16 protein-coding genes are annotated in these 17,137 nt (G+C 58.4%); 6 read left to right on the forward strand and 10 right to left on the reverse strand.

From position 1 onward, the window contains the following. The first annotated feature begins 39 nt into the window (after positions 1 to 39). Positions 40 to 612, forward strand: a complete 573-nt coding sequence (locus AC3IUF_RS28945; RefSeq protein ID WP_007920398.1) for a xanthine phosphoribosyltransferase — start codon at positions 40 to 42, stop codon at positions 610 to 612. 116 nt (positions 613 to 728) lie between these two features. Here AC3IUF_RS28945 and srmL read toward each other — a convergent pair whose 3' ends face one another. Next, positions 729 to 1,877 carry a PheS-related mystery ligase SrmL gene (srmL, locus tag AC3IUF_RS28950; RefSeq protein ID WP_489279929.1) on the reverse strand — a complete coding sequence of 383 codons (1,149 nt, stop codon included), beginning with the start codon at positions 1,875 to 1,877 and terminating at the stop codon, positions 729 to 731. Between the two features lie 456 nt (positions 1,878 to 2,333). On the opposite strand from srmL, the gene AC3IUF_RS28955 reads away from it, so the two are divergent. Then, the gene (locus AC3IUF_RS28955; RefSeq protein ID WP_095113226.1) at positions 2,334 to 3,272 is read left to right on the forward strand and encodes a CgnE/CgnB domain-containing protein; all 939 of its coding nucleotides are present in this window, start codon (positions 2,334 to 2,336) and stop codon (positions 3,270 to 3,272) included. Positions 3,273 to 3,383: 111 nt separating this feature from the next. Here AC3IUF_RS28955 and AC3IUF_RS28960 read toward each other — a convergent pair whose 3' ends face one another. From AC3IUF_RS28960 to dadA, 6 genes are all read right to left on the reverse strand, one after another. Further along, positions 3,384 to 5,306, reverse strand: a complete 1,923-nt coding sequence (locus AC3IUF_RS28960) for an acetyl-CoA hydrolase/transferase C-terminal domain-containing protein (RefSeq protein WP_414916396.1) — start codon at positions 5,304 to 5,306, stop codon at positions 3,384 to 3,386. Between the two features lie 360 nt (positions 5,307 to 5,666). Further along, positions 5,667 to 6,083 (reverse strand): c-type cytochrome, encoded by a 417-nt coding sequence (locus AC3IUF_RS28965; RefSeq protein WP_042705063.1) that lies wholly within the window; start codon positions 6,081 to 6,083, stop codon positions 5,667 to 5,669. A gap of 181 nt (positions 6,084 to 6,264) precedes the next feature. Beyond that, positions 6,265 to 6,813, reverse strand: a complete 549-nt coding sequence (locus AC3IUF_RS28970; protein WP_007920393.1) for a cupin domain-containing protein — start codon at positions 6,811 to 6,813, stop codon at positions 6,265 to 6,267. Positions 6,814 to 6,901: 88 nt separating this feature from the next. Then, the gene (alr, locus tag AC3IUF_RS28975; RefSeq protein ID WP_007920392.1) at positions 6,902 to 7,975 is read right to left on the reverse strand and encodes an alanine racemase; all 1,074 of its coding nucleotides are present in this window, start codon (positions 7,973 to 7,975) and stop codon (positions 6,902 to 6,904) included. A 95-nt stretch (positions 7,976 to 8,070) separates the two neighbouring features. Beyond that, on the reverse strand, positions 8,071 to 8,424 hold the full coding sequence (locus AC3IUF_RS28980) for a RidA family protein (RefSeq protein WP_042561737.1): 354 nt from the start codon (positions 8,422 to 8,424) through the stop codon (positions 8,071 to 8,073). Next, positions 8,396 to 9,700, reverse strand: coding sequence for a D-amino acid dehydrogenase (gene dadA, locus AC3IUF_RS28985; protein WP_095113224.1), 1,305 nt, complete (start codon positions 9,698 to 9,700; stop codon positions 8,396 to 8,398). Before dadA ends, AC3IUF_RS28980 begins: the two co-directional genes overlap by 29 nt. Before the next feature lie 154 nt (positions 9,701 to 9,854). On the opposite strand from dadA, the gene AC3IUF_RS28990 reads away from it, so the two are divergent. After that, positions 9,855 to 10,343 (forward strand): Lrp/AsnC ligand binding domain-containing protein, encoded by a 489-nt coding sequence (locus AC3IUF_RS28990; protein WP_003177284.1) that lies wholly within the window; start codon positions 9,855 to 9,857, stop codon positions 10,341 to 10,343. A gap of 110 nt (positions 10,344 to 10,453) precedes the next feature. Here the strand turns inward: AC3IUF_RS28990 and AC3IUF_RS28995 are convergent, their stop codons facing one another. Beyond that, positions 10,454 to 10,807: a YkgJ family cysteine cluster protein gene (locus AC3IUF_RS28995; protein ID WP_016985827.1), complete on the reverse strand. Its 354-nt coding sequence runs from the start codon at positions 10,805 to 10,807 to the stop codon at positions 10,454 to 10,456. Between the two features lie 148 nt (positions 10,808 to 10,955). Between AC3IUF_RS28995 and AC3IUF_RS29000 the strand changes: the two genes are divergently transcribed. Next, positions 10,956 to 12,266: an NAD(P)/FAD-dependent oxidoreductase gene (locus tag AC3IUF_RS29000; RefSeq protein ID WP_463543841.1), complete on the forward strand. Its 1,311-nt coding sequence runs from the start codon at positions 10,956 to 10,958 to the stop codon at positions 12,264 to 12,266. 114 nt (positions 12,267 to 12,380) lie between these two features. On the opposite strand, the gene AC3IUF_RS29005 is transcribed toward AC3IUF_RS29000, so the two are convergent. Further along, positions 12,381 to 12,623 (reverse strand): DUF1127 domain-containing protein, encoded by a 243-nt coding sequence (locus AC3IUF_RS29005; RefSeq protein ID WP_007920387.1) that lies wholly within the window; start codon positions 12,621 to 12,623, stop codon positions 12,381 to 12,383. 178 nt (positions 12,624 to 12,801) lie between these two features. On the opposite strand from AC3IUF_RS29005, the gene AC3IUF_RS29010 reads away from it, so the two are divergent. Together AC3IUF_RS29010 and AC3IUF_RS29015 are read left to right on the forward strand one after the other, a co-directional pair. Further along, on the forward strand, positions 12,802 to 14,223 hold the full coding sequence (locus AC3IUF_RS29010) for an aminotransferase-like domain-containing protein (protein WP_007920385.1): 1,422 nt from the start codon (positions 12,802 to 12,804) through the stop codon (positions 14,221 to 14,223). A 60-nt stretch (positions 14,224 to 14,283) separates the two neighbouring features. Beyond that, complete coding sequence (locus AC3IUF_RS29015) at positions 14,284 to 15,852, forward strand: phospholipase D family protein (protein ID WP_463543842.1); 1,569 nt, start codon at positions 14,284 to 14,286, stop codon at positions 15,850 to 15,852. A gap of 87 nt (positions 15,853 to 15,939) precedes the next feature. Here the strand turns inward: AC3IUF_RS29015 and AC3IUF_RS29020 are convergent, their stop codons facing one another. Beyond that, positions 15,940 to 17,085 (reverse strand): MFS transporter, encoded by a 1,146-nt coding sequence (locus tag AC3IUF_RS29020; RefSeq protein WP_489279932.1) that lies wholly within the window; start codon positions 17,083 to 17,085, stop codon positions 15,940 to 15,942. Between the last annotated feature and the right edge of the window lie 52 nt (positions 17,086 to 17,137).

Consider the following 17,137-nt stretch of genomic DNA (forward strand, 5'->3'; position numbering starts at 1 on the left):
AGACCTTCGGCGCACAAAGCGCCAAAAGAGGACAGCTTCATGGAAGCATTGCACCAGAAAATCCGCGAACAAGGCATTGTGCTTTCCGACCAGGTCCTGAAGGTCGACGCCTTCCTGAACCACCAGATCGACCCGGCCTTGATGAAGCTGATCGGCGACGAATTCGCCTCGCTGTTCAAGGATTCGGGCATCACCAAGATCGTCACCATCGAAGCCTCAGGGATAGCCCCGGCGATCATGACCGGTCTGAACCTCGGCGTGCCGGTGATCTTCGCCCGCAAGCAACAGTCCCTGACCCTGACGGAAAACCTGCTGTCGGCGACCGTTTACTCGTTCACCAAAAAGACCGAAAGCACCGTGGCCATCTCCCCGCGTCACCTGACCAGCAGCGACCGCGTGCTGATCATCGACGACTTCCTGGCCAACGGTAAGGCGTCGCAAGCGCTGATCTCGATCATCAAACAGGCCGGCGCGACCGTTGCTGGCCTGGGCATCGTCATCGAAAAGTCGTTCCAGGGCGGCCGCGCCGAGCTGGACTCGCAGGGCTACCGCGTTGAATCGCTGGCCCGCGTGAAATCGCTGAAGGATGGCGTCGTCACTTTCATCGAATAAAGCCACACCGCAGCCCCCTGTAGGAGTGAGCCTGCTCGCGATAGCGTAGTGTCAGTCGATATATTCGTCGGCTGAAACACCGCCATCGCGAGCAGGCTCACTCCAACAGGCAACTCTCAAGCCTTCGACAAATCCATTCTGTACCCCGCCCCCGGCACCCCTTCATGCATCGCAGCTTGAATATCCGCGTACAAGGCATTCGCCTCGCCGGTGGTAATCGAACGCGAACAATCACGCAGCACCACATGCAAAAGCACGTTCTCCTGACCCGGCAGCATTCCGAGTCGCTCAATGGCTTGCGCAGGTAAATCCGAATGTTGCCAACGCCCCTTGATTCGCATCTCCTCAATCCATCCAGAACAATCCCCTGCCGCCTGCAACATCCTCTCGGTCAATACCTCTTCACTCAATCCCGGCGTTACCGCCAACGAGATATCGCGGGCAATCGACGGCAAACGAGATACCGCAGTCCAAGGATCCAGATCATGCATCTGCGCCTGCACGCGCACGTTCTGATCACGCAACAAACGAATATCAGGAATGCCTTTGCGCAACATCGTCAGGCGATCCAGCCCCATCCCAAGAGCGAGCCCGCCATGGCGCAGAGGATCAATCTGCAAACGCTGCAATAGCGACTCCGCAATACGCCCGCACTCAAGAACCTCGACCGGCACGCCACCATTCAACACATTCACTTCAATCCCACCCTCGGTGTAGTGATGTGGACTATCGCTATAAACCCATGATTTTTCAGGAACGGCCAACTGCAAAATATCGCCGACAAGACGCAGCAAATGCTCATGGGATGCCAGCTCTGGATCGCCCAATACCCAAATGTCCATTTGGTGCGGCTCGGCGCAATGCCAACGATCTCGGCTATCACGCCTGAAGGTAATGCCCGGTGCTGCCAGCAAAATGGTTTGTCCCGGCTGACGAACCTCCGCGACCTGCTGAAGCGCCGCAGGAATCTGGCTAGTGGTCTGTGTTCGCAAAAGCGAATGCTCATCGACCCAACGGGTGTGCTCACTGCCGAGGGTGATTTCTGCCGGGTCGTAACCCAGCAAACCGTAGTTTTCTTCGGCGGATACGATCCTTGGTCCAACCTGCAACTGGGCTCGGGGCCAGCCCTTTTCTTCGAGTCCCTGAAGGACTTCATTCAGTATTAGTCGGACAGCGTGATCGGGGTGGTTCTTTTCGGTCAAGTCAGTCAGAAGTAAGGCTTGATGGACAGAAACATCTGTCAGGTATTTCTTTGATATATGCACTTTGTGCCCCTGTATTTATGATTGGCATGAGCCCCAGAAAACAAGACCCATAAATAAAACCTAACCAGACAAGACCTCCCACCACAATTTAAAAACCTTGAATTTACAACTTTCAGATTAGGCCTACAGACGCAGTCCACTTAAATAACCGAACCACCCACCTCACAAAACAAGACAGATGAAATCATTCTTAAAAAGCAAGAATATTTATTTAACACGACCACAAACTTATGCATTAATCCGCTCACCCCCATGCAACTTGGGGGATCACAACAAAATCAGAAAAAGGAAAATAAAATGCAAACTGAAAAAACTATAAAAGAAAATCTCAATCGAATCACTTCTGGCCCGGGCAATTTCGGGTGGGCACCGTTAGCCTGGGCGCATACTGAAGATTAATTGAAAGCACCGCGCGGCAACCGCCCTTGCCGCGCACTTCAGAATAAGGAGGGTTTTATGTCACCGCCAAATATAGCGTCGGCGCTCTTCAATCATGAAGAATTTTCGATTATCGCCGACTCGAATGAATTCCTTAGAGAATGCGAGCTTTGGGGATTCGCGACGGTCAATATTGCTCAGTTAGAGACGTTTCCAAAAAACAGCATCGTTTTTTCATTCAGCAACGAAGCTGCAAAAATGACATTTGAGATCGCAAAAAAGACGGAGCGAAAAAAAATCATCTTTTGCGCGACCCAAGTATTTGAACCATCCTTGGCCGCCGCGCTTTACAGCCTAAAGCTTCTGATGGGCAGCGATTTTCAGCAATCGCTCTGCTCGCAGCGAGCTGTGTTGAATATGCTTAACTCCCACCAGACCTTTTCGTTATCTGGCAACGAATCCAATGCAACCGTATCTATTCTTCCCCATGCACAGCCTTATGCATTGCTTGGCGAAGATGTGACCGAAAACTTCGTGCAGTCCGTCGCAGAATTTTTTGAGGTTCATTACGCACATATGAACCCATTAGAGCCCTGCCCTTTTATATTCTCAGGCACATTGAATGTTTCCGGAATACTGACTGTACTCAGAAAGCCTAACCCCGAGTTACCTGCCGGTGTAAGAACATCTCTAAAATGGCTAAGCGATCGGATATCAAACGAAGAGACCTTGCTCACAATAGAAGAAAACAACATAACCTCATTAAGAATAAATAACGAAGAACATATTAAGCTTCTGGATCTGGCTGCGGGCAAACGCGGACTTAAACTTACGGAATTTGCCATCGGTGTTAACGAATCCATCTCGACCAAAATTGATTACAAAATCAACTCTCAAATGAATGAGGGAGTCAGCGGTGTTCATTTAGCTATTGGTGATGGTTCCTCTGGCTACCACATAGACTTTCTTAGCCCATCCGTGAGCGTCCATCCGATTCACTCGTTAGAGTGCGCTTAATATGTAGGAGTAAGCCTGATTGCGAATGCCTAGGGTCAGTCGACATCTTGGTTGACTGATGCACCGCCATCGCGAGCAGGCTCACTCCTACAGTTGTTTTGGGTCCGGCAGTTATTGTGCGGTGGCTTTGAGGCCGGTGAGCAGCAGGCGTTGGAAGAGGTCTTCTTTCAGGCCTTCCGGGTTGGTGAGCTGCATGCGTTCGAGGTGTTCTGGGTATAGCGATGCCTCGGGGGCGTCGAGGGCGGCTTTGCCGAGTTCGAGGATTTCGGTGAGTTTGAATTTGCTCTTCAGCCAGTTCAGCGCACGCAGCAAATCCCGCTCGATCGCGGTGAAATCACAGCCCAGTGGATATTCTGGAAACAGGTTCGGATGCTGCGCGGCGATTGCCTGCAAACGCTGTGGCGTGTTGTCGGCAAAGCGTGGGTCGAGGCGGAAATCCTTTGGCAGCTTGCCGACTTTTTGCGCTTGCTCGATCAAGCCCTGCTGGAAGCGCGAGTCGCTGATGTTCAACAGCGATTCAATGACGACCGCGTCGGATTTACCACGCAGATCGGCAATGCCGTACTCGGTGACGACGATATCGCGCAGATGCCGTGGAATCGTGCAGTGGCCGTATTCCCAGACGATATTCGAACTGACGTCGCCACCGGATTCACGCCAGCTGCGCAGGATCAGAATCGAGCGCGCATCGTGCAGCGCGTGGCCCTGCGCCACAAAGTTGTATTGCCCGCCAACACCGCTGAGCACTCGTCCATCCTCCAGTTGATCTGCCACGCCAGCCCCAAGCAGGGTCATGGTGAACACGGTGTTGATGAATCGCGCATCCAGGCGCTGCAAACGCTTGAGTTCTTCCTGCCCATAGAGCTCGTTGATGTAGCTGATGCGGGTCATGTTGAATTCGAGGCGTTTGCTCTGCGGTAACTCGCGCAAGCGCTCGTAGAAACTGCGCGGGCCGAGGAAGAAGCCGCCGTGCACCGAGATGCCGTCAGTCTGCGCCGCCTCGTCGAGGGTGCCGGCGTTGGCCTGTTCCTGAGTCTGCACATCGGGATAGACCTTGCGCCGGATGATCCCGGCATCTGCCAGCACCAGCAAGCCGTTGACGAACATTTCGCTGCAACCGTACAAACCTTTGGCGAATGGCCCGGTGCCGCCCTCGCGGTCGATCAACTGCGCCCATTGGCTGAGGTTGATGTCGTCGAGCAACGCCTTGTAACCGGCGTTATCCGCCTGACGTGCAAGCAGCGCAGCAGTCAGCGCATCACCCATTGAGCCGATGCCGATCTGCAACGTACCGCCGTCGCGCACTAGCGTACTGGCGTGCAAGCCAATGAAATGATCTTGAAACCCCACCGGCATGTTCGGCGTGGAAAACAGCGTGCTGTTGTCCTTGGCGTCGATCAGCAGGTCGAACGTATCGATGTCGACTTCGGCATCGCCGGGCATGTACGGCAGATCGGTGTGCACCTGGCCGACCAGCAGGATCGTCTCCCCAGCTTCGCGACGCTTGGCGATCATCGGCAACAGGTCGAGGGTGATATCGGGGTTGCAGCTCAGGCTCAGACGGTCGGGGTGTTCGCTGCTGCTGGCTAATAACTGCGCTACCAGATTCAGCCCGGCGGCGTTGATGTCGCGAGCGGCGTGGCTGTAGTTGCTGCTGACGTAATCCTGCTGGGCCGGCGCGCTGTTGAGCAGGCTGCCGGGCTGCATGAAGAACTGTTCGATACGGATGTTGGCCGGCAGGCTGTCGCGATGCAGGTCGGCGAGGAAATCGAATTCCGGGTAATCACCGAAGACGCGCTCGACGAAGGGTTCGATGAAGCGCTTCTGCAATCCATCACCCAGCGCCGGGCGGCCGAGGCACAGCGCGGTGTAAATCGTCAGCTGCCGCTCGGGCAGCTCTTTGATTCGCCGGTACAGCGCGTTGACGAAGTGATTGGGTTTGCCCAGGCCTAGCGGCATGCCCATGTGGATGTGCGCCGGCAAGCGCGCCAGCACGTCGTCCACTGCCTGTTCGATCGAACACAACTGCACCATCTGAAGCCTCCTGCCCGTTCCGTGAATAGGGGTAGACCGAGATTGCCTTGAGTTTGCTGCAATGAACAGCTTCAGAGTGAACGTGCGCTGTTCTTGAAATGTTTTTCCGACTTGAAATTGTTGCCCTCACCCTAGCCCTCTCCCGGAGGGAGAGGGGACTGATTCGGGGATGCTCGGCATCTACATCGACCTGAAAGAGCTGTACCGAATCCATAATCGCTAAGGTCTTTCAGGTCGATGGATAGCGAAAGACACCTCGGTCGGCTCCCTCTCCCTCCGGGAGAGGGCTGGGGTGAGGGCTACTAAATCGCAGGCACAAAAAAACCGTCCGAAGACGGTTTTTTTCGTCAGAAGCGCGGCTTATTTCAGGCCGGACATCTTCTGGATTGCACCTTTCAACTCTTCATCCGAGCAATCGGCGCAGGTGCCTTTCGGTGGCATCGAGTTAATACCGGTGATGGCCTTGGCCAGGATGCCGTCGAGGCCGCCTTGATGATCAGCGCGCTCTTGCCAAGCCGCCTTGTCACCGATTTTTGGTGCGCCCAGCAGGCCTGTGCCGTGGCAAGCATTGCAGTGCTTGGCAATCACATCATCAGGGGACTTCGCCCCGCCACCACCACCTGCGGAAGCGGCAACTTCCATCCCTTTGCATTCCTGCCCTTGAACACACACCTGGCCGACAGGCTCGAGGCGTTTGGCAATGTCGTCATTCGTCGCAGCTTGAGCGCTGACAGCCCAGAGGGCCAGTACGGTTGCTGGTGCAGCCAGCATTTTCATAATTAGGTTCACGCGTTCACCCTCAATGGTGGCTATTCACGCCTGCGGCCACGGTTCGCAGGCGGGCGGAAGTATAGCGGGTAGCCCGTCACACTGAAACAACCCCATAGTCGAAGGGGTTATACCGCACGGTAGAAAAACGGTCCGGATGCCTTTGCCATCATGGCTTGGCACCTCTTTGTTAAAAATTCGCCGGCGTGGCTGCGCTGATTAGTCGCGCAGGCGCGTCGAACGGATTACGGAAACGATGCGGCTTGGTACTTTCAAAGTAGTAGCTGTCGCCGGCTTCGAGAATAAAAGTTTCCAGACCCACCACCAGTTCCAGACGACCTTCCACCAGAATCCCGGTTTCCTCGCCTTCATGGGTGAGCATTTCTTCGCCGGTATCGGCGCCCGGCGGGTAGATTTCATTGAGGAAGGCGATGGCGCGGCTGGGGTGCGCGCGGCCGACCAGTTTCATGGTCACGGCGCCGTCGGAAATGTCGATCAGCTCGTTGGCCTTGTAGACGATCTGGGTCGGGACTTCCTGCAGGATTTCTTCGGAAAAGAACTCGACCATGGACATGGGGATGCCGCCCAGTACCTTCCTCAGCGAACTGATCGAAGGACTGACGCTGTTCTTTTCGATCATCGAAATGGTGCTGTTGGTGACGCCCGCGCGTTTGGCGAGTTCACGCTGGGAAAGCCCTTTGAGCTTGCGGATCGATTGCAGTCGTTCACCGACGTCCAAGGCGGGAGCCTCCTGATGTTGTAAGAATATTGAGCGTTATCATGGCGACAGCGTTCAGTATTTACAACACTTGGCCCCCGCAGCGGCGTTAACCCTCGGAATAGAGCCTTGGCACTCGGCGCAGATTGCAAAAGATCTGGTACGGAATGGTGTCGGCCCACTGCGCCACTTCACTGGCGAGGATATTTTTGCCCCACAATTCGACGCTCGAACCGAGGTCGGCTTGCGGCACATCGGTCAGATCGATGCAGAGCATGTCCATCGACACGCGACCGAGAATGCGGCTGCGCTTGCCAGCCACCAAAACCGGCGTGCCGGTCGGCGCCTGACGCGGGTAGCCATCGGCGTAACCCATGGCGACCACGCCGATGCGCATCGGCTTGTCGGTGATGAATTTGGCGCCATAGCCGATCGGCTCGCCGGCGGGCAGTTCACGCACACAGATGACTTTCGACTCCAGGGTCATCACCGGTTGCAGGCGCTCGGCCACAGCGTTGGCTTCTTCAAACGGTGTCGCACCATAAAGCATGATGCCCGGGCGCACCCAATCGCTGTGAATCTGCGGCCAACCGAGCACAGCCGGCGAGTTGCGCAAGCTGACTTCCGCCGCCAGGCCCTGACGCGCCGCTTCAAACACCGCAACCTGCTCGGTGCTGCTCTGCGCGTGCAGTTCATCGGCGCGGGCGAAGTGGCTCATCAAGACGATTTTCGCCACTTTGCCGCTGGCCAGCAGCCGTTGATAGGCTGCCGGGTAATCCTTGGGATGCAGACCGACGCGGTGCATGCCCGAATCAAGCTTCAGCCACACGGTAATCGGCTTGCTCAGCGTCGCCTGCTCAATTGCTTCGAGCTGCCACAGCGAATGCACCACGGTCCAGAAATCATGCTCGACGATCAACGCCAGCTCATCGGCTTCGAAGATGCCTTCGAGCAACAACACCGGGGCCTTGATGCCGGCCGCGCGCAACTCCAGCGCTTCTTCGATGCAAGCGACGGCAAAACCGTCGGCCTCGGCTTCCAGCGCCTGCGCGCAACGCACCGCGCCATGGCCATAGGCATCGGCCTTGATCACCGCAAGCGCCTTGGCGCCGGTGACTTCGCGGGCAATTCGGTAGTTGTGGCGCAGGGCTTCTAGGTCGATCAGGGCACGGGCAGGACGCATGGCGGCAGACTTCTAGGCGGTCATGGGAAGAAAAACCGGCGCCGACTGACGACGTGAACCGCCAACAGCGCCGGGAGAGGGATCTTTACAACGGCTTACGGCAGCGCGGCGACGATAGAGATTTCTACCAGGATGCTCGGCTTGGCCATTTTCGCTTCGACGGTGGCACGGGCCGGGGCAGCACCTTTTGGCAGCCACTGGTCCCACACCGAGTTCATCCCGGCAAAGTGCGCCTCGATGTCGTTCAGGTAAATCGTCGCCGACAGCAGGTGTTGTTTGTCAGTGCCGGCCAGATCAAGCAAACGCTCGATATTGGCAAGGACTTCGCGAGTCTGCTGTTCAATCCCGGCGTCGAAGTCGTCGCCGACCTGCCCGGCCAGATACACGGTGCCGTTGTGGCTGACGATCTGACTCATGCGCTCATTGGTGAGCTGGCGCTGGATTGCCATGTTTTGCGGACTCCTGAATTTTGTTGCCGTAACGGGAAATATCGAGGCCTTCGGCGCTGATCTGTGGTTTTTTCTTCGCCATCAGGTCGGCCAGCAAACGGCCGGAACCGCACGCCATGGTCCAACCGAGCGTGCCGTGACCGGTATTGAGGAACAGGTTCTTGAACGGCGTGGCGCCAACGATCGGCGTGCCGTCCGGGGTGGTCGGACGCAGACCGGTCCAGAAACTCGCCTCGGCCAGATTACCGCCCTGAGGATAAAGGTCGTTGACGATCATCTCCAGGGTTTCGCGGCGGCGCGGGTTCAGCGACAGGTCAAAACCGGCGATCTCGGCCATGCCGCCAACGCGGATGCGGTTGTCGAAACGGGTGATCGCGACTTTGTAGGTCTCGTCGAGAATAGTCGAGGTCGGAGCCATCGCCGGGTTGGTGATCGGCACGGTCAGCGAGTAACCCTTGAGCGGATACACCGGGGCCTTGATGCCCAGCGGCTTGAGCAATTGCGGCGAATAGCTGCCGAGGGCCAGCACGTAGCGGTCGGCGGTTTCCAGTTTGCCGTCGATCCACACGCCGTTGATGCGATCACCGGCGTAGTCGAGTTTCTGGATGTCCTGGCCGAAGCGGAATTCGACACCGAGTTTCACTGCCATTTCGGCGAGACGCGTGGTGAAGATCTGGCAGTCGCCAGTCTGGTCATTCGGCAGGCGCAGGGCGCCGGCGAGGATGTCAGTGACACCTGCCAGCGCTGGCTCGACGCGGGCAATGCCGGCGCGATCAAGGACTTCAAACGGCACGCCGGATTCTTTCAGCACGGCGATGTCTTTGGCGGCGTTATCCAGTTGCGCCTGGGTGCGGAACAATTGAGTGGTGCCGAGGCTGCGGCCTTCGTAGGCGATGCCGGTTTCGGCGCGCAATTCATCGAGGCAGTCGCGGCTGTACTCGGACAGACGCACCATGCGCTCCTTGTTCACCGCGTAACGGCTGGCGGTGCAGTTGCGCAGCATCTGCGCCATCCACAGGTACTGGTCGATGTCGGCAGTGGCCTTGATCGCGAGAGGGGCGTGGCGTTGCAGCAGCCACTTGATCGCCTTCAGCGGCACGCCCGGCGCGGCCCACGGCGAGGCGTAGCCCGGCGAGACCTGGCCGGCGTTGGCGAAACTGGTCTCCATGGCCGCAGCGGGCTGCCGGTCGACCACCACCACTTCAAACCCGGCACGGGCCAGATAGTAAGCACTGGCGGTACCGATGACGCCGCTACCCAAGACCATAACGCGCATTTTGTATCCCTCATCGCGGCTTTTCGCCGAGCTGTGTTGTTAGAGCAATGATGCGCGCAGTGTAAAAAAGAAATGCCAGTGCTTTTCACTATATAAGCGCCTATATTTGGCGACAATTCTCGGCAAAAACCCTTTTCACGGAGGCGCATCCCCTATGCGTACCAACACTCAGACCAAACGTGAGCTGGACAAGATCGACCGCAACATCTTGCGGATCCTGCAGGCGGACGGGCGGATTTCCTTTACCGAACTCGGGGAAAAGGTCGGCCTCTCCACCACGCCGTGCACCGAGCGGGTGCGACGTCTGGAGCGCGAAGGAATCATCATGGGCTACAACGCCCGGCTGAATCCGCAGCACTTGAAGGGTAGCTTGCTGGTGTTTGTCGAGATCAGCCTCGACTACAAATCCGGCGACACTTTCGAAGAGTTCCGCCGCGCGGTGCTGAAATTGCCGCACGTGCTGGAATGTCATTTGGTGTCAGGGGATTTCGACTATCTGGTGAAGGCGCGGATTTCCGAGATGGCTTCGTACCGCAAACTGCTGGGCGACATTCTGCTGAAGCTGCCGCATGTGCGGGAGTCGAAGAGTTATATCGTGATGGAAGAGGTTAAAGAGAGCTTGAGCTTACCTATTCCGGATTGAAGATCGGTGGCGCTCCATTCGCGAGCAGGCTCGCTCCCACAGGGAAATGCATTCCAAATGTGGGAGCGAGCCTGCTCGCGAAAGCGTCGACTCGGTCCCGAGTGAACGCGTTAAACCAGCACCTGCCGATTCGCCGCCATGTACTCGAATATCTGCTTCTCCACGCGCGGATGAATCAGCTCCACCGGCCGCCGCTCATTCGGGCATGGCAAGGTTTTGGTCGTGCCAAACAAGCGGCAAATCAACGGCCGCTCCTCATACACCGTGCAGCCATTCGGCCCCAGATGCACACAGTTCAACTCCTCCATCGCCGCATCCTGCTCGGCGCGGGTCTTGCGCGGCAGGCGGGACATTTCTTCCGGCGAAGTGGTCACTGGCCCGCAGCAGTCGTGGCAGCCGGGCACGCACTCGAACGAGGGGATCTGCTGACGCAAGGTGCGGACTGTCTGGCTGTTGCAGCTCATCGAAACGGTAACCAAGGTGGAATAGGCGCCAATTGTGCCGCAAAAGCCCTGATCCAGACACCGCCGGCCGACCAGTGTTGCCCACGTTCGGGCGTGCGGCTTATGCTCCGTCAAATTTTCTCGACACCTTAGCCGTTGGATGACGCCCATGACTGCCCGCGCCCAATCCCCCGCGAGCCAACCCCACGTTGCCTCTTATTACGCCGCCAGCAGCTTGCCGCAGCCGGATCATCCTGCGCTGCAAGGTGAAATGGTGGCTGATGTCTGCGTGGTTGGTGGCGGTTTTTCCGGGTTGAACACGGCACTGGAACTGGCTGAACGCGGCCTCAGCGTGGTGCTACTGGAAGCACACAAGATCGGCTGGGGCGCCAGTGGCCGCAACGGCGGGCAGTTGATTCGCGGCGTCGGCCACGGCCTCGATCAGTTCACCAACGTCATCGGCGCCGACGGCGTGCGCGAGATGAAACTCATGGGCCTGGAAGCGGTGGAAATCGTTCGTCAGCGCGTCGAGCGTTTTCAGATTGCCTGTGACCTGACCTGGGGCTACTGCGACCTCGCCAACAAACCGTCCGACCTCGAAGGCTTTGCCGAAGACGCCGAAGAATTGCGTGGCCTTGGCTATCGCTACGAAACCCGCTTGCTGCAAGCCAACGATATGCACACGGTGGTCGGCTCCAAGCGCTATGTCGGCGGATTGATCGACATGGGTTCAGGACATCTGCATCCGCTGAATCTGGCGCTGGGTGAAGCGGCAGCGGCGCAGCAATTGGGCGTCAAACTGTTTGAACACTCCGCAGTGACGCGTATCGATTACGGCCCCGAAGTCAAAGTCCATACAGCCCACGGTTTGGTACGCGCGAAAACGCTGGTGCTCGGCTGCAATGCCTATCTCAATGATCTGAACCCGCAACTCAGCGGCAAAGTCCTGCCCGCCGGCAGCTACATCATCGCCACCGAACCGTTGAGCGAAGAACAGGCGCACAGCCTGCTGCCGCAGAACATGGCGGTCTGCGACCAACGTGTCGCGCTGGATTACTACCGGCTCTCGGCCGATCATCGTTTGCTGTTCGGCGGTGCCTGTCATTATTCGGGGCGGGATCCGAAGGATATCGGCGCCTACATGCAGCCGAAGATGCTCGAAGTATTCCCGCAATTGGCCGGGGTGAAGATCGATTATCAGTGGGGCGGGATGATCGGTATCGGCGCAAACCGTTTGCCGCAGATTGGCCGGCTCGCGGATCAGCCAAATGTGTATTACGCCCAGGCGTACTCCGGGCACGGGGTGAATGCCACGCACCTGGCGGGCAAGTTGCTCGCCGAGGCGATCAGCGGCCAGCACAGCGGTGGCTTTGATCTGTTTGCCAAGGTGCCGCACATCACTTTCCCGGGCGGCAAGCATTTGCGCTCGCCGCTGTTGGCGTTGGGGATGTTGTGGCATCGGATGAAAGAGTTGGTCTGATTGATCGTTCCCACGCTCTGCGTGGGAATGCATCCAGTGACGCTCTGCGTCACAGCGGACGCGGAGCGTCCGGGGCGGCGTTCCCACGCAGAGCGTGGGAACGATCAGTGGTTATCAGATCCGCCAGAACGGCTTCAACCCCTCCTCCTGCGCCTGTTCACGCGTCAGCCCGATGTCCTTGAGCTGATCCGCCGTCAGCGCCAGCAACGCCTTTCGCGTGTGCAGACGATGCCAGAACAGATTCCAGCGACTCAGGCCGGATGGCGCGTTACGCATGAGATTGCGCGCGTTGTCCTTCTGCCCTGCCGCCAGTTCCTGACTGTGTAACGTCAGCCGCACATCGCTCAAGCCGTTCATTTTCGTTGCTCCTGTTTACTTGGGTAGCCAGAGATTCCATGATGCGCGGGCGAGCAAAACCGTTACAGATTCAAAGCAACTGTATTAACTCCATACAGATTTGCCGCCCTGAAGACTGAATTGTCGATTTCTGCCGCATCTGTACTGGTTTATCGAATCACCGCACCGAGGCAGAGCCATGACCCTTTATGTAAACCTTGCCGAATTGCTCGGCACGCGCATCGAAAACGGCTTCTATCGACCCGGCGATCGGTTGCCGTCTGTACGTGCCTTGAGCGTCGAACACGGGGTCAGCCTGAGCACGGTGCAACAGGCTTATCGCATGCTGGAAGACAGCGGTCTGGCTACGCCAAAGCCCAAGTCCGGCTACTTTGTGCCGGTTGGCCGCGAACTGCCGGAGCTGCCCGCCGTTGGCCGCCCGGCGCAACGGCCAGTGGAGATTTCGCAATGGGATCAGGTGCTGGAGTTGATTCGCGCAGTGCCGCGCAAGGATGTCGTGCAACTGGGTCGCGGCATGCCCGACATCAGCTCGCCAACGATGAAACCGCTGCTGCGCGGGCTGGCGCGGATCAGCCGCCGCCAGGACATGCCCGGTCTGTATTACGACAACATCCACGGCACCCTCGAATTGCGCGAGCAGATCGCCAGACTGATGCTTGATTCCGGCTGCCAGTTGAGCGCCAGCGACCTGGTCGTCACCACCGGTTGCCATGAAGCGCTGTCCACCAGCATCCACGCGATCTGCGAGCCGGGCGACATTGTCGCGGTGGACTCGCCAAGCTTTCACGGCGCTATGCAGACCCTCAAGGGCCTGGGCATGAAAGCCTTGGAAATCCCCACCGATCCCCTCACCGGCATCAGCCTCGAAGCCCTGGAACTGGCGCTGGAACAATGGCCGATCAAGGTCATCCAGCTCACCCCGAACTGTAACAACCCGCTCGGCTACATCATGCCGGAGTCGCGCAAACGCGCTCTGCTCAACCTCGCGCAGCGCTTCGACGTGGCGATCATCGAAGACGATGTGTATGGCGAACTGGCCTACACCTACCCGCGCCCACGCACGATCAAATCTTTCGACGAAGACGGCCGCGTATTGCTGTGCAGCTCGTTTTCCAAGACCCTGGCGCCAGGGCTGCGTATTGGCTGGGTCGCGCCGGGCCGATACCTCGAACGCGTGCTGCACATGAAATACATCAGCACCGGATCGACCGCACCGCAGCCGCAGATCGCCATCGCCGAATTCCTCAAGGCCGGTCATTTCGAACCGCACTTGCGGCGGATGCGCACGCAATACCAGCGCAGCCGCGACCTGATGATCGACTGGGTGACCCGCTATTTCCCGGCAGGCACCCGCGCCAGTCGGCCGCAAGGCAGCTTCATGTTGTGGGTCGAATTGCCGGAAGGTTTCGACACCTTGAAACTGAATCGTGAGTTGCACGACCAAGGCGTACAGATTGCCGTCGGCAGCATCTTTTCCGCCTCGGGCAAATACCGCAATTGCCTGCGGATGAACTACGCTGCCAAACCGACAGCGCAGATCGAAGAAGCGGTGCGCAAGGTCGGCGAGACCGCTGTCAGATTGCTGGCAGAAGCCGACTGACTTTTTTCCAGAGAACCGCGTCCATATGCCGACCCTAGCCGCCAACCGGAATGACCCTACGTGAGCTTCAGACAGCCCCTTCTCGCTTTGCTGTTACTCGCCTCGTTCCTGAGCGGCTGTGCCAGTCTCGATGTTCCGCGCGAATCCAGTCAGGCGTTGCCGGCTTCCGATTCCAGCTTCGGTCGTTCGATTCAGGCACAAGCGGCGCCCTATCAAGGCCGCTCGGGTTTTCGCCTGCTGTCCAACAGCAGCGAGGCGTTCACCGCGCGCGCCGAACTGATCCGCAACGCCCAGAGCAGTCTGGATCTGCAGTACTACATCGTCCACGACGGCATCAGCACGCGGATGCTGGTGGAGGAACTGCTCAAGGCTGCCGATCGTGGTGTACGTGTGCGCATTCTCCTCGACGACACCACCAGCGATGGCCTCGACCAGATCATCGCGACACTGGCGGCGCATCCACAGATTCAGATTCGCCTGTTCAACCCGCTGCATCTGGGCCGCAGCACCGGTGTCACCCGCGCGGCGGGGCGCTTGTTCAATCTGTCGCTGCAACATCGGCGCATGCACAACAAGCTGTGGCTGGCGGACAACAGCGTGGCCATCGTCGGCGGGCGCAATCTGGGCGACGAGTACTTCGACGCCGAGCCGAACCTGAATTTCACCGACATCGACATGCTCAGTGTCGGGCCGGTCGCCGAGCAACTCGGGCACAGTTTCGACCAGTACTGGAACAGCGCCCTGAGCAAACCGATCGACGAGTTCCTCACCAGCCAACCAACCGCCAAGGATCTGCAGAACACCCGCACGCGCCTGGAAGAGTCGCTGGAAGAAACCCGCAAACAGAATCACGCGCTGTATCAGCAATTGATGACCTTCAAGACTGAGCCGCGCATGGACATCTGGCGCAAAGAGCTGATCTGGGCATGGAATCAGGCGCTGTGGGACGCGCCGAGCAAGGTCTTGGCCAAGGGCGAGCCGGATCCGCAATTGCTGCTGACCACGCAACTGGCACCCGAGCTCAGAGGCGTGAGCAAAGAGCTGATCATGATTTCGGCGTACTTTGTGCCGGGACAGCCGGGGCTGGTTTACCTGACCGGTCGCGCCGACGCTGGGGTTTCCGTGAGCCTGTTGACCAACTCGCTGGAGGCCACCGACGTGCCGGCGGTGCACGGCGGGTATGCGCCGTATCGCAAAGCTCTGCTGGAGCATGGCGTGAAGTTGTATGAACTACGGCGCCAGCCTGGGGATAACTACGGCAGCGGTCCGCATGTGTTTTACAGCAAGTCGTTTCGTGGCTCGGATTCAAGCCTGCACAGCAAAGCGATGATTTTTGATCGGCAAAAGTCGTTTATCGGCTCGTTCAACTTCGACCCGCGCTCGGTGCTGTGGAACACCGAAGTCGGGGTCTTGGTCGACAGCCCCGAGCTGGCCGAACATGTTCGCGAACTGGCCTTGCAAGGCATGGCGCCAGCGTTGAGCTATGAGGCGAAGCTTGAGAACGGGCAGATCGTCTGGGTGACTGAGGACAACGGCCAAATGCATACACTGAGCAAAGAGCCGGGGAGTTGGTGGCGACGATTCAACGCGTGGTTCAGCACCACTGTCGGCCTTGAGCGAATGCTTTAAAAAGCAAAAGATCGCAGCCTTCGGCAGCTCCTACAGAACGAATGCATTGCAACTGTAGGAGCTGCCGAAGGCTGCGATCTTTTGATCTTAGGCAGGCTCGGTTATGGGTCCGAATGCCCCTTGGCGCAAGAGCAGAATCACCAACCCAAACGCCCCAATCGCCATCAACAACGGCAACGCATGCCCACTGATCCACTGACTGCCCGCCCCGGCCGCGAGCGGCCCGACCAGACATCCCACGCCCCACAGCTGTGCAATATGCGCATTCGCCCGCACCAGTGCATCGTCGCGATAACGCTCGCCAATCAAAATCAACGACAGGGTGAACAACCCGCCGGCACTCGCCCCGAACAATACCCACAGCGGCCAGATGAGCAGCGTATCGAGCAACAGCGGGATCGCCAGACTCGACAGCATCAACACCAGCGCACAACCGGCGAACAACGTGCGCCGCGACAGGTAGTCGGCCAACGCGCCAATCGGCAATTGCAGCAGCGCATCGCCCACCACCACCGTGCTGACCATCGCCAGTGCAATCTCGGCGGTAAAACCCTGCTGCAGGCAATACACCGGCAGCAGCGTCAAGATCATCGCCTCGAACGCGGCGAACAATGAAACCGCCCAGGCAATCGCTGGCAGCTCACGAGCGAATCCCCACAGGTCACGGAACGTTACGCTGCTCGCTTCGCTGCTGGGTGCACCGCTGCGGCCCAGCAGCAACAAGGGCGAAACCAGCAGCAGGCCGACGCCGACCCAGAAACCGTAATCATGCTCGGTACCCAGCGCGCCCAGCAGTAACGGGCCGGAGAGCTGGCTCAACGCATAGCTGCTGCCATACAGCGCCACCAATCGTCCGCGCCAGTTCTCGACCACCAGTTGATTGATCCAGCTCTCGCCGAGGATGAACACGATGGTCAGGATCACGCCGATCATCAGGCGCAATACCAGCCAGATCGGGTAGCTCGGCAACAGCGCCAGCAGGCCGATGGACAGCGCTCCAGCCCACAGACACAGGCGCATCAGGTTGGCCGTACCGAAGCGTGCCGCCAGATGGCTGGAAATTTTCGCGCCCAACAACACGCCAATCGCCGGCATCGCCGCCATCACACCGATGGCGAAAGAGCCGTAACCCCAACCCTCCAGGCGCAACGACACCAACGGCATGCTGACCCCCAGGGCCAGGCCGACACTCAAGACAGACGCCAACACGGCGAAATACGTCGCCCACCGCATGTTCCACGCTCCTGTGGATAATTATTTTTAGAGGCCACATCAAGCAAATGTG

Source organism: Pseudomonas sp. KH_040, assembly GCF_057839305.1.

Coding starts and splice junctions, on each gene's coding strand:
- alr (WP_007920392.1), bottom strand. CDS start 7,975: ATGCGTCCTGCCCGTGCCCTGATCGACCTAGAAGCCCTGCGCCACAAC.
- AC3IUF_RS28995 (WP_016985827.1), bottom strand. CDS start 10,807: ATGAGCTGCAACAGCCAGACAGTCCGCACCTTGCGTCAGCAGATCCCC.
- AC3IUF_RS28980 (WP_042561737.1), bottom strand. CDS start 8,424: ATGGCAATCCAGCGCCAGCTCACCAATGAGCGCATGAGTCAGATCGTC.
- AC3IUF_RS28955 (WP_095113226.1), top strand. CDS start 2,334: ATGTCACCGCCAAATATAGCGTCGGCGCTCTTCAATCATGAAGAATTT.
- AC3IUF_RS29010 (WP_007920385.1), top strand. CDS start 12,802: ATGACCCTTTATGTAAACCTTGCCGAATTGCTCGGCACGCGCATCGAA.
- AC3IUF_RS29005 (WP_007920387.1), bottom strand. CDS start 12,623: ATGAACGGCTTGAGCGATGTGCGGCTGACGTTACACAGTCAGGAACTG.
- dadA (WP_095113224.1), bottom strand. CDS start 9,700: ATGCGCGTTATGGTCTTGGGTAGCGGCGTCATCGGTACCGCCAGTGCT.
- AC3IUF_RS28945 (WP_007920398.1), top strand. CDS start 40: ATGGAAGCATTGCACCAGAAAATCCGCGAACAAGGCATTGTGCTTTCC.
- AC3IUF_RS28960 (WP_414916396.1), bottom strand. CDS start 5,306: ATGGTGCAGTTGTGTTCGATCGAACAGGCAGTGGACGACGTGCTGGCG.
- AC3IUF_RS28965 (WP_042705063.1), bottom strand. CDS start 6,083: ATGAAAATGCTGGCTGCACCAGCAACCGTACTGGCCCTCTGGGCTGTC.
- AC3IUF_RS28990 (WP_003177284.1), top strand. CDS start 9,855: ATGCGTACCAACACTCAGACCAAACGTGAGCTGGACAAGATCGACCGC.
- AC3IUF_RS29000 (WP_463543841.1), top strand. CDS start 10,956: ATGACTGCCCGCGCCCAATCCCCCGCGAGCCAACCCCACGTTGCCTCT.
- AC3IUF_RS29020 (WP_489279932.1), bottom strand. CDS start 17,085: ATGCGGTGGGCGACGTATTTCGCCGTGTTGGCGTCTGTCTTGAGTGTC.